Source organism: Paenibacillus sp. W2I17 (assembly GCF_030815985.1).
Classification (GTDB): domain Bacteria; phylum Bacillota; class Bacilli; order Paenibacillales; family Paenibacillaceae; genus Paenibacillus.
This window is the reverse complement of the sequence record NZ_JAUSXM010000001.1, coordinates 6,448,105-6,460,818: the sequence shown is the minus strand read 5'-3', so window position 1 is coordinate 6,460,818 and position 12,714 is coordinate 6,448,105. Positions and strand designations below refer to the sequence as shown.

The following is a 12,714-nucleotide window of genomic DNA, read 5'->3' as shown; positions in this document are numbered from 1 at the left end:
TTATCATTATTCAACGTTTAGGTTTTGCCTTTTTAGCAGTAACAATCCCAACTTTATTCAATTGTTTGTTCATTTCTGACAACTCGTTCAATATGAATGGTTAGATACAGTATTTCTTCCTTGGACAACAACCGATTATAGATCTTACGCGTATAGTCGCTGATCCTTACTGCACATGCATGTGCTTCCGGATACTGCTTGCTCACCAAGTCATGAAGCGGGTTATCTTCTTCTTTATCTTCAATCGCCGTTCCTTGCAGCACACGTTGGGCAAAGAACTTCAGATGAGTTAAAAATCGATAATAACTCAATGAATCTTCATCAAGTTCAATCACAAAGCTACGTCTTACGATGTTAAGTATGTCCTTAACAATGTTTGTAATACTGATCGTTTCCCTCATCTCACCGTTCATCTGGGCATTAACCAGATGCATTGCAATGAATGCGCATTCGTCTTCGGGTAACAGGACACCTAAAGTTTCCTCAATAATCTGTAGCGCCTTGAGTCCAATGGCATATTCCTTCCGGTACATGCGCTTGATCTCCCAGAACAATGCGTTACGGATCTGCAATCCTTGACGATGTCGATCAATGGCAAAATGAATATGATCCGTCAGTGAAATGTAGATGCTTTCATGCAGCTTCTCACCTAACACCGTCTCGGCATAACGGATAATCTCATCCGAGCACTCGACATATTCAACCGGGATATCAGACAGAAGTGTTTTAAGTTTCTGTGATACTTCCTTACTTTCAAGCGAGAATATTTTTTCGACGAGACTTTCGTCAATCGATTCACCAGTATGCTTTTTGAAGGCAATTCCACGTCCCATAACGACCAGTTCGTTTCCTCCCGGATCAATTACGGTAACTACGTTGTTGTTCAGCACCTTCTCAATTTTCATTTCTTCACATCACCTTGCACCGTCAAAGTAGTAAAAGGCAAAACCAAAGCAGGTCACGAAATATGCCCCGCTTCTGGTTTTGCCTGATTGAACAGTAACAATCCAGTATTCATTAGCCTTAGGCCCATCTTACCATATAATTATCCATATGACAATGTTTTTGTGAAAGCGGTTAATGTGCGTTAATGTGACATCAGAAGGTGCTTGTACAACTATGCTTGCAGAACTAGTATTTACTCGTTGTTATTCTTAAGACTTGCGCCATTTGTACTAATAACTTCCTTGTACCAATGGAATGATTTTTTCTTGTAACGATCCAATGTTCCTGAACCATCATTGTTGCGGTCTACATAGATGAAACCATAACGTTTCTTCATCTCTGCTGTTGAAGCACTTACCAGGTCAATACAGCCCCATGACGTATAACCCATCACTTCTACGCCATCCTCAAGAGCTTCGCCCACCTGTACCAGATGGTCATTCAAGTATTGAATACGGTAATCATCGTTCACCGTTTTATTGCCATTTTCGTCCGTGATTAACTCATCCACTGCACCCAGACCATTTTCGACAATAAACAATGGTTTTTGATAACGGTCCCAGTATTTGTTCAGCGTTACGCGTAGTCCTTGCGGATCGATCTGCCAGCCCCACTCACTCGCTTTGAGATAAGGGTTCTGCACACCTGCGAACAGGTTTCCTTTTCCTTCAACCCGTTTCTCCGGATCACCTGTCTCACAGATACTTACATAATAACTGAACGAGATAAAGTCTACGGTATGCTTCAGAATTTCAGCATCGCCATCTTCAAACTTGATATTGATATTATTCGCTTTGAAATAACGATTAATGTATTTTGGATAGTAACCACGTGCATGGATATCAGCAAAGATATCATTGCGCTGTTCCGCATGCATTGCTGCAACCACATCATCCGGATTCGGAGTCAGCGGATACGTAGGCATGCTCAGTACCATACAGCCGATTTTGGCTTCAGGCATAATTTCATGACCCAGTTTAACAGCCAGGGCACTAGCTACCAATTCATGATGGATCGCTTGGTACAGATCCTGTTTGGACAGTTCTGCTTTTGGCGTGTAGATCCCGCCGCTCATGAATGGTTCCTCCAGAATGGAGTTGATTTCATTAAACGTCAGCCAGTATTTCACTTTGCCTTTGTAACGGTTAAACAGCACTGTTACATAACGCTCGTAGAAATCAATCATTTTACGGTTAACCCAGCCATCATACGTTTTGGACAAATGTAGTGGTGTCTCATAGTGAGAGATCGTTACGAGTGGTTCAATACCATATTTGTGGCACTCATCGAACAGGTCATCGTAGAATTGCAGACCTTTCTCATTTGGCTCCAATTCATCACCTTTAGGGAAGATACGGGACCACGCGATGGATGTACGGAACACTTTGAAGCCCATTTCAGCAAAAAGTTTAACATCCTCTTTGTAGCGGTTGTAGAAATCGATACCGATCAGTTTCAGGTTATCTTCTGTAGGTGCTTCCGTTCTAGGTGTTGTAATCCCGTGTGGCATTACATCTTGAACAGACAGACCTTTGCCATCTGTATTATAAGCTCCTTCAAGTTGGTTGGCTGCTACAGCGCCGCCCCATAGGAAGTCCTTCGGAAATGGTGTTGTCATGTCAATCATTCCTCTCTAATTAACGGTATTTTCATTCTTTGTCTAAATACATTACTCTATCCTTTGCCAACAGGAAAAAGCGGACAATCTCCAACTAAAAGGGCTGTCAGGAACATCAGATTCCTTCCATGCCAACTTTCGTGTTAGGTTTTGCCCGCTTTTTATGCGGTAACAATCCTGGAAACGAGAGAACTACAGCTGTTCACCATTGCTGGAGATTACGTTTTTGTACCAGTCGAATGAATCCTTTTTGGAACGTTTGAGAGTTCCGTTACCTTCGTCATCCAGATCCACGTAGATGAAACCATAACGTTTGGACATTTCGGAAGTGGACATACTCACAAGGTCAATCGGGCCCCATGCTGTAAATCCAATCAGATCGACGCCGTCTTTGATGGCTTCTTTCATTTGTTCGATGTGTTTTTTCAGGTAATCCACACGATAGGAGTCATGGATCGAACCGTCTTCTTCAACACGGTCATATGCACCCAGACCATTTTCTACGATGAACAATGGTTTCTGATAGCGATCCCAGAAGTTGTTCAGGGTTACGCGCAAACCGATCGGATCGATCTCCCATCCCCAGTCGGACGCTTCCAGATAAGGGTTTTTCACGCCGCCAGTCAGGTTACCCGTTGTTTCTTCCTTGTCTGCAGATGCAGATTTGGTTACGGACATGTAGTAACTGAAGGAGATGAAATCAACGGTATTGTTCAGCAAGATCTCATCATCGCCTGCTTCTTTTTGAATCACGATGTCGTTTTCTTCAAAATAACGAGCCATGTAGTTCGGGTATTTACCACGAGCGTGCATGTCCGTGAAGAAGAGGTTGATCTGATTCTCGTGTTGAGCCAGACGAACATCTACCGGATTACATGTTGCTGCATAGGTTTCCATACGAGCAAGCATACAACCCACTTGGGAACCAGGGATAATTTCGTGTGCAAGCTTCGTTACCAATGCACTTGCTACAAATTGATGATGCAGCGCTTGATAAGTGGTTTGCAGCTTGTTGTCCACTTTATCGATCAGAATGCCGCCGCCAGTGTACGGGCTGAACAGCATGACATTAATTTCATTAAACGTCAGCCAGTATTTCACTTTATTTTTATAACGGTTGAACACCGTTTCTGCATATCTAACATAGTGCTGGATTACTTCACGGCCAGCCCAGCCGTTATATTTTTGCGTCAAGCCAAGCGGAGTCTCATAGTGAGACAATGTAACGAGCGGCTCGATGCCATATTTCAACAATTCGTCAAATACTTCATCGTAGAATTTCAAGCCTGCTTCATTTGGCTCTTGATCATAACCGTTCGGGAAAATACGTGCCCAGTGAATGGACAAACGGAATACTTTGAAGCCCATTTCGGCAAACAATGCAATATCTTCTCTAAAGTGATGGTAGAAATCGATACCAAAACGTTTCGGGAAACGTTCTTCAATTTTGCCGGAGAGGATCTCTTCAATTCGGGAAGAGGAAATTTCCATGGCATGTCCGCCTGTACGCTTCTCTTTCGGAACATGAGCGATCATGTCCGCTGTGGAGAGGCCTTTGCCGTCCTTATCGAATGCACCCTCCAATTGATTGGCAGCTGTAGCGCCGCCCCATAGGAAGTTTTCGGGGAATCCTTTTTTTGCCGTGGTCATGAATAACAACCTCTTTTCGAAATTTATTTTGGTTTTTCCAGGTGAAAAATGGTGTAATTTAGAGCAGAAAACAAGAAAAACCTAAACTCAAGGTAAAATAGCACCAAAAAAGGAGCTTTCATTTCACCATCAGTTTAGGTTTTGCCTGTCTTCACAGTTACAATCCATCAAAAGATGTTATTGCATATTCTGTTGTGTTTGCTCTTGTAATGTAAGCGTAACATATCTATTTTGCAAAATCAACTTCACTGGATCATATGATCGTTCGCACACTCTCACCATCGAAAAAATTAACGCGGCATACGCATAATCGCTGCCCTTAATGCCTGCGCTCCTTCCTCCGTTTCCAGGTAAACAGCGGGACTTTGGTCCCCTAAAGCCGGGATATCTTTCGCTATCCAATCAAAAGCGTACTCCCCCATTTCACACAAAAGCACCCGACTTATATCTGCCGGAATCCCTTGTAATCTCGCACGTTCTACCCACGCGTGGTCCAACTTTTGTTCAAGTTCTTCAAACCCTTCGGAAAATGAGTCCCAGCTTGCCTGATTAAACTCCTTTAAATAGATACCTTTCATACTCATGTAATTTCACTCCCTGGATTGCAATTAATAACACCGAAGTCCTATCTGACACAATTCATCCTTAAGCCGCTTGAATCCGTTTCTGTAACAGGTAGACTTAATTTTAAATGTTTTTCGGGGGAAAGAACAGTCAAGGAGGATTCAATAATGACTCAGGAAGAAAACACATCCGGTTGGGATGCGATTGATCAATCCATGCGTGAATTGTATGGGGAACAAGAGCCAAAACACTACGGCACTGCCCTTCCGTACATGCTCGGAGGTCCCGATCCACTCGATGGTATTAGCGTTTATGAGGTGAACACACCCATGCCTCACTGGCATTTTGTTACCTACGGTTTCTCTGAATTATATGAAAAAGAGATGCAGGATGCATCCAAGAACGGGTATGGATTCGAACTCACCTTTCGTCTTACACGCAGTGAAGCAGAGACTGATCCGCCAGCCTGGGCGCTGAATCTGCTACAGAATGTAGGACGTTACGTGTTCAACAGCGGAAACATCTTTCAGCCAGGAGATTACATGGATGCCAATGGCCCCATCTGTTTGGAGTCTGATACTTTGCTGACTGCTCTCTCGTTTATTGAAGATCCGGATCTACCCGCGATCTCTACGCCTAATGGTTCAGTGCAATTTATTCAGATGGTTGGCATTACAGGTCGGGAACTGGAAATGATTCAAAGCTGGAATGCTCGTGGATTCCTGTCTGCCTCCTCCATGTTCATGCCCAAATATGTGACGGATCTGATGAGAAATTCGTACGCAGATATTCCTTCGGTTATACAAGCGGTTGAGGATGGAATGGAGCAGGACGGGTCCAGCACAGCGTTTTTATTCATACAACAACTGACTTGGGAGTCTCCTCGCAAAAAATTGCTGCAAAAATCGGTTCCGGCCAAACTCCAGCTTGGAGCCAAACAAGCCGCATTAGTTGGCACCATCCTTCGTAGCCGAATTTCGAAAGGTGCCTCTCTATCCTTGATCGGACCTGATACGAATATTCTATTCGAAGCAGGAGAACAGCCAGCCGTATTGGAATCGGACAGACAAGTTACCCTGACGGTGAACAAACAAATTGTTGAGGAGCTGGCAGAGAACCTTCGCCCGGTTGAAGGAACATTTGAGATAACTTCATTGGATCATATTCTCGTTCAGATTGTTAGAACAGAAATCAAGGACCAAGAAGGACATGTCATTCAAACGATTGGATGAGAACTGTACAGCAAGGAGGTAACAACATGCCTGCCATTACATTTGCCTCACAACACGAAGAGTCCCCAACTTGCTCTCATGCAGCAGGAACGGCCCCGTTCGACTATTTACCAAAATCCAGTCTGGATAGGCTTCGTAAAATCAATCATTTCCTGATTCATGCATTCCAGAACAGTATCTCGGTTATCAAAGAGAATTTAACGGGCACTTATCTTTTTCTACTCGCCGATACCAACGGTGTGCTCCTCTCCATGAATTACAGTTCAGATCTAAAAGCTGTAGTAGAACATTCCCCCATTCGTCCGGGCATGTTCTTCACTGCAAAGAGCTGTGGAGTTAACGCCATATCAGAAACGATGGATAACAATAAGCCTGTACTGCTGCTCCCCGAGCAGCATGAAAGTCCTTATTTTCAAAGCTGGCATTGTTACGCCGCACCTCTGTCCATGGGTTCGCAACATGTCGGTTATCTGGATGTGTCCACCATTAATGCGGATATGCAGGGTGAACTGATCGCCATTGCCAAGCTAATTCCAGCGTACATGCAGAACTGTTACCAGAGTCAACAGACTGCTGAACTGTGCGACAAACCGGCAGTGGAGTTCACCGAGCGTCAGTTAACCATTCTGGAGATGATAGCCGGAGGCCTCACGGTAAAAGCCATTGCTTTGAAATTAAAGATCAAGGAATGCACCGTGAATCATCACAAAAAAGTGATTTTTAACAAATTAGGTGTGCAATCCAGCACAGAAGCTGTTTCAATTGCCAGCCGAATGTCTTATGTATAGAAGACCCCTATAGATTCCTATAGGTAGTATATGAGAACGTTTGTGCTACAATTTAGGAAGCAGGCAACATGTAGAGAGAGAGAAACAAACACACACACATTTCAGGAGGGTAATATGACAATTCCAAAAAAAGCTTCTTTATTCGCCATGCTCATTATGATTATGCTGGTTGCAGCCGCTTGCGGTGACAAAGCAGATAACACAGCTGCAACAGAAGAGCCTACCCCGACAGAAACAACGACTGGTACTGATTCTGATACAGCGAATACAGAAGAAACAGAAAACACAGAACCAGCAAGCGAAGAGTCCAAGGAAACTGATAATTCCCAAGACGTTGAGCTGGGGACTACGGAAAAAGGTTCTTACACCAATGACTATTTTGGCGTATCTCTGAAATTCCCGGAAGCATGGGAGTTCCAGGATGCTGCAGGCATGAATGAGCTGACAAGTGCTTCATCCGAAGCGATTGCTGGTGATGATGAAACGAAGAAAAAACAAATTGAACTGTCTCAGACCAAAACATTGAATCTGCTTATGGCTTCAAAGTACCCATTGGACGGAGGTCAAGTTGGCCCTTCCGCTATGGCCATTGCTGAGAAAGTAAGCTTGTTGCAAGGCATTCGTACAGGTAAAGACTACCTGGAAGCAACCAAAAAATTCATGGTGGATAGCCAGTTCCCTTACGATTATAAGGAAATGACAACGGAAACCATCGGTGGTAAAGAGATGGATCTGATGCAAATCACGATGGATCCAGGTGACGGTTCAACCGTTACTCAAGATTACTATAGTACAATTATTGAAGGATATGCTTTCAACTTCATATTCACTTACGTGGATGATAAGACCAAAGCCGAGATTGATACCATCAAGAAATCGGTTCAATTCAAATAATCGCTTTTGATTACTGCCATTATACAAAGAACATATAACTCAACCCCGATAACGATCTGTGGAGATCATCGTCGGGGTTCTTTTGTAGTTAAAAAGACTATATATTGCACTAGCTAGATATAGCTACCCAGTGCCCTTCCGTGACTTCTACCCACTTGGAATGTTCCAGATTATAACGGTCCTCTACTTCAACATTTTCTCTTGTTGTTTCTTTGACAACATGTCTCTTTTTCTTCGCTTCTACCGCTGGGTCAGGCACAGGAATAGCGGACAGCAATGCCTTGGTATAGGCATGTTGCGGATTGGAATAGAGTTCTTCACTCTCGGCCAGCTCCACAATTTTCCCGTTATACATGACAGCTACTCGGTCACTGATATGTTTAACCATGGACAAGTCATGCGCGATGAAGAGATACGTCAATCCGAGTCGCTGCTGTAACTCTTCAAGCAATTGTACGATCTGAGCCTGTATCGACACATCCAGTGCAGACAACGGCTCATCACATACGATGAATTCAGGTTCCACAGCCAGAGCTCGTGCAATACCGATCCGCTGTCTCTGTCCACCCGAGAATTCATGTGGATAACGCTGCGCATGGGTAGGATCAAGACCCACCATCTCCAGTAGTTCCTCCACCCGCTTCTCCCGCTGAGATGCTGTACCTGCAAGTTGATGAATATCAAGGGCTTCTCCAATGATATCCATAATCCTCATTTTGGGATTCAGAGATGCATATGGGTCTTGGAAGATGATCTGCATATGTCTGCGCATCGTTTTCATCTCCGAAGCTGACAAGCGATTGAGCGGGACTCCTTTAAAGAGTACATCTCCACCTGTTGGCTCATGCAATCGCAAAATCGCACGCCCCGTGGTTGATTTTCCGCTGCCGGATTCCCCTACAACGCCGAGTGTCTCTCCTTGACGAATATGGAAACTGATATCATTCACAGCCTTTAAGGTGTTGCCTTTCCCCAGATTAAAATGTTGTCTGAGCGATTTCACCTCAAGCAACGGCTGATCATCCTCGAGATCTCTCGGGACCAACGATACCGGTTTTGGCTTTTTCTTCTGATCCAGACGTGGTAATGCATTCAGAAGTCTGATCGTATACGGGTGTTTGGGATTAGCAAAAATCTCTGTTGTAGTCCCGGTTTCCACGATCTGCCCTTCTTTCATAACAACAACCCGATCACACATGCCTGCCACTACGCCCAGATCATGCGTGATCAGAATAATCGATGTACCCAGTTGATCCTGCATATCTTTCATCAAACTCAGAATCTGTGCCTGAATTGTAACGTCCAGTGCGGTTGTTGGCTCATCGGCAATGAGCAATTCAGGACGACAAGCAAGTGCAATACCAATCATGACCCGCTGGCGCATGCCTCCGGAGAATTCGTGCGGATACTGGTTATAGCGTATTTCGCTGCGAGTTATCCCCACCCGCTCCATCATGGCAATCGCCTGTTTCTTGGCTTCCCTTTTGGACACCTTCTGGTGTTTGATCAGACTTTCGGAGATCTGTTTACCCACTTTAATAGTCGGATTAAGAGAACTCATCGGGTCCTGAAAGATCATACCAATATCACGCCCACGGATGCTCTCCATCTCTTTCTGCGTTTTATTCGCCAGATCGACCCCTTTGAACAGAATCTCTCCATTTTTCATCTGTGAAGGCGGCGATGCAAGCAGCCTCATAATGGAACGTGCGGTTACACTTTTTCCACTGCCCGATTCGCCTACAATCCCCAGCGTCTCGCCTTTGCGCACTTCAAAACTCACTTCTCGCACTGCCTGAAACTCACTCTCTCCAGAATGAAAAGAGACCGATAGATCATTAACTTTCAGTAAAGGTTCCATGTCATCACCAGCTCTCATCCGTTTTTTCACATTCACTCATCTCATATGTATACCATTTAATTCCTTGACAATTGTTTAGACCCTAAATAATATATACTATATCAATCGGAATAATGCAATTTAAACCTGAATGAAAGGAGGCACGCTTGGTTTGAATCTTGCAGAAGGCAGCAGACTCTCGCGGTTGGTGCACAATTTAAGTTTTATTTATGGCAAAATGCTGCTTCATCCTTCCTACCGATATGTTCTGTTCATTCTTGGATTACCGATCAATCTGGTCGTGTTTCTAATATGGCGTTCGAATCGAAAAAATGACGGCTGGGTAGCTGCCAGGCAGACGGCTGAGCAAGAACTGCTCGCTTCTTCCTATCGGAACAAGCTGAAGTTGGAAGTCGAAGAACAGCTGCGGCGCAAACATCGTTTTTTCCAGCAGCAGGTCAGTGAGGAAGAATTCAGACGTCAGACCGAGGAATGGTTGGAAGAAACGGTTCAGAAAGAGTTGAAAGAGCGGACTTCTCTCATACTTCAGGAACAGGGAAGTCAACGTCTTACGATGGCCGATACATTCCACACCCTTATCGACAAACCATGGTTTTTCGCGATATCGATTATTCCCGGCTGTCTGATGTATGGCATCCTGTTTTTGTATGGAAATCCTTATCTAAAGTACATATTTGAAAGAATACTGATGACAGTATTTGTCATTCTGGGCGTAGCCACACTCGTATTTACGATTTTGTATCTGTCTCCGTTCAACCCGGCAGCTAACATTCTCGGAGAGACAGCAACGCAGGAACAGATTGCAGCATTCAATCAGGTGTATGGCTTGGATCAGCCTTATCTTACACAGCTCTGGAACAATATTAAGGGAGTTGCTCTCTTCGATCTTGGCAAGTCTTTTGCAGGAAATGAAGACGTAACAGCAACGATTGCAAGAAAGTTTCCAATTACATTGACGCTAGCGGTCATCTCCCTGCTATTAGCACTTGTCATTGCGTTACCCATCGGTATCATCTCAGCGATTAAGCCTAATTCATGGTTCGATTATACGTTTATGTTCATCGCTCTGATTGGATTATCGATCCCAAATTTCTGGCAAGGACTTATTTTCATTCTGAACTTTTCGATCAAATTGCAGTGGCTTCCCGCCACCTTCAACCCGCAGAACTGGCTGTCGATCATTATGCCAACCATTGTTCTGGGCACGGGACTTACAGCTGCGGTGGCACGGATGACCCGGTCTTCTACACTGGAAGTCATTCATGAGGATTATGTGATGACCGCTCGCGCCAAGGGGTTAAGCGAACGTCAGGTCATGCTGAAACATGCTGTACGTAATGCATTGATTCCAATCGTGACTGTGGTTGGACTCCAATTCGGTGCCATGCTTGGCGGGGCAGCAGTGACGGAGAAAGTGTTTAATATCAGCGGTCTCGGTAGCTATATTGTGGATAAACAATTTATCCCCGATATTCCGAGTATCATGGGCGGAGTAATCTACACAGCAATTACGATCTCCATTATCAATGTAGCGGTTGATCTGCTGTACGCTTTTATTGATCCAAGAGTGCGCTCCAAGATGAAACAATATTAAAGTGTGTGTTGAACTACCTCTTAAAGCAGGTGTATTATGACAAACTCGTCCTTAACACAAGAAATGCGTTTCCGACTTAAGTCTTCTCGAGAATACAGTCAGGCGAGCTTCGCCTGGATCACGTCCCTTCTCTTGACTGCCTTGTTGCTGTTCAACAGTTATGACTGGAGCGGGCAGACGTTCAAACCATTTCTGCTAACGATACTTGGGATCTATGTATTCTTCACACTGGTCCAAAGTATCATCACCCTTCGGATTCGAAAAGACTTGATCCGAACTGGTACGGTCACTGCTCTGACTCGCAGGATCGCCTGGGTTCAACTGTTTGCTATTATTTCTGGCAATATATTTATCGTAACGGCAGCCTTTCATCTGATTCGAAAAGTCAGGAATGTGGAGTATACCTTTGCGGTGTATATGCTGTTAACCCAGCTGTTCGTTATCGGTGTATCCGCGTTAAATGTTTTCAAACCCTATGTGGCTGACAACTTTCTACCAGCCATGGCGGTGCTGATATTTATTCTCGTCATTGACCTAGTCGTACTGATTATCGTATCCCGATATAACGCGACCTCTATCCTCCCTCGCTGGATGATCGGTGTCAGTGTAGTACTGATTCTGACCTCAATCACAGGTAATGTATTTGCACTGTTGCTCGGCATTTCCATCATTGGACGCATTCGCAGACAGGGGAAACAAAAATCAAACTTTTGGAACGATCTATGGGAGCGTCTTGCTCCGAATATGACCGCCATGTCCGGTTTGTTTTTTATCATTTTTCTGTTCTCGATATCGATCTGCAGCTTCTTTACTTTTGATTACAGCATGGCTGTGGAAAATAACTACTCGGCTCTGCTTCAACCCCCTTCCCTTGCGTATCCATTGGGAACGGACGACTTCGGACGATGTTTATTTTCCCGGATTGTATTTGGTGCCCGGATCTCCTTGATCGTAGGTTGCATGTCGACCATCATTCCTGTGTTGATCGGCGGAATCCTCGGAGCCTTCTCCGGCTTCTACGGAAGGCATACGGATAACATCATCATGCGGCTGCTCGATATTCTCTATGCGATTCCGGGAATTCTACTCGCCATTGCGATTATTGCGGCGTTTGGAGCCAATACAGTCAATCTCATTCTGGCGCTGAGTCTGGGTTCGATTCCAACTTACGCTCGTACCATGAGAGCCAGCGTGCTCTATGTATCTACTTTTGAATTTGTGGAAGCTGCACGTGCACTGGGGTACAACAATCGTACGATTATTTTCAAACACATTATTCCCAACTCCCTTGCGCCCATGATTATCAAGTCCACACTCACGATTGGTGGAGCGGTTATCGCTACCAGCAGTTTGAGTTATCTGGGGCTCGGCGTGGAGCCGCATATTCCGGAATGGGGTAATATTCTGAAGCTCGGCAGTACATACCTGGAGACCCACTCTTATCTGGCGATTTATCCAGGCTTGGCTATTATTTTGCTGGTTCTTTCGTTTAACTTTCTCGGTGACGGTCTGCGTGATGCGCTTGATCCCAAGCTGGAGAAGGCCTAAATGATTTGTTGAAATAAATG

General features: G+C 44.6%; 10 protein-coding genes. 5 read left to right on the top strand and 5 right to left on the bottom strand.

Going from position 1 to position 12,714, the window contains the following annotated elements:
- Positions 1-53: 53 nt before the first annotated feature.
- The 4 genes from licT to QF041_RS28760 all read right to left on the bottom strand — a co-directional run bounded on the left by licT (position 54) and on the right by QF041_RS28760 (position 4,797).
- Complete coding sequence (gene licT, locus QF041_RS28775) at positions 54-905, bottom strand: BglG family transcription antiterminator LicT (protein ID WP_307416564.1); 852 nt, start codon at positions 903-905, stop codon at positions 54-56.
- Between the two features lie 233 nt (positions 906-1,138).
- On the bottom strand, positions 1,139-2,563 hold the full coding sequence (locus QF041_RS28770; protein WP_373461369.1) for a glycoside hydrolase family 1 protein: 1,425 nt from the start codon (positions 2,561-2,563) through the stop codon (positions 1,139-1,141).
- Between the two features lie 192 nt (positions 2,564-2,755).
- The gene (locus tag QF041_RS28765) at positions 2,756-4,213 is read right to left on the bottom strand and encodes a glycoside hydrolase family 1 protein (protein WP_307416563.1); all 1,458 of its coding nucleotides are present in this window, start codon (positions 4,211-4,213) and stop codon (positions 2,756-2,758) included.
- Between the two features lie 290 nt (positions 4,214-4,503).
- Positions 4,504-4,797 carry an antitoxin Xre/MbcA/ParS toxin-binding domain-containing protein gene (locus QF041_RS28760; protein ID WP_307416562.1) on the bottom strand — a complete coding sequence of 98 codons (294 nt, stop codon included), beginning with the start codon at positions 4,795-4,797 and terminating at the stop codon, positions 4,504-4,506.
- 147 nt (positions 4,798-4,944) lie between these two features.
- On the opposite strand from QF041_RS28760, the gene QF041_RS28755 reads away from it, so the two are divergent.
- The 3 genes from QF041_RS28755 (at position 4,945) to QF041_RS28745 (ending at position 7,691) form a co-directional block, all read left to right on the top strand.
- Positions 4,945-6,009, top strand: coding sequence for a suppressor of fused domain protein (locus tag QF041_RS28755; protein WP_307416561.1), 1,065 nt, complete (start codon positions 4,945-4,947; stop codon positions 6,007-6,009).
- A 26-nt stretch (positions 6,010-6,035) separates the two neighbouring features.
- Positions 6,036-6,797 carry a LuxR C-terminal-related transcriptional regulator gene (locus tag QF041_RS28750; RefSeq protein ID WP_307416560.1) on the top strand — a complete coding sequence of 254 codons (762 nt, stop codon included), beginning with the start codon at positions 6,036-6,038 and terminating at the stop codon, positions 6,795-6,797.
- Positions 6,798-6,911: 114 nt separating this feature from the next.
- Positions 6,912-7,691 carry a hypothetical protein gene (locus tag QF041_RS28745; protein ID WP_307416559.1) on the top strand — a complete coding sequence of 260 codons (780 nt, stop codon included), beginning with the start codon at positions 6,912-6,914 and terminating at the stop codon, positions 7,689-7,691.
- A 109-nt stretch (positions 7,692-7,800) separates the two neighbouring features.
- Here the strand turns inward: QF041_RS28745 and QF041_RS28740 are convergent, their stop codons facing one another.
- Positions 7,801-9,552: an ABC transporter ATP-binding protein gene (locus QF041_RS28740; protein ID WP_307417076.1), complete on the bottom strand. Its 1,752-nt coding sequence runs from the start codon at positions 9,550-9,552 to the stop codon at positions 7,801-7,803.
- A gap of 151 nt (positions 9,553-9,703) precedes the next feature.
- Here QF041_RS28740 and QF041_RS28735 point away from each other — a divergent pair, with 151 nt between their 5' ends.
- Both QF041_RS28735 and QF041_RS28730 read left to right on the top strand, forming a co-directional pair.
- Positions 9,704-11,146 (top strand): ABC transporter permease subunit, encoded by a 1,443-nt coding sequence (locus QF041_RS28735; protein WP_307416558.1) that lies wholly within the window; start codon positions 9,704-9,706, stop codon positions 11,144-11,146.
- Positions 11,147-11,182: 36 nt separating this feature from the next.
- Positions 11,183-12,694 (top strand): ABC transporter permease, encoded by a 1,512-nt coding sequence (locus QF041_RS28730; protein ID WP_307416557.1) that lies wholly within the window; start codon positions 11,183-11,185, stop codon positions 12,692-12,694.
- Positions 12,695-12,714: the final 20 nt, after the last annotated feature.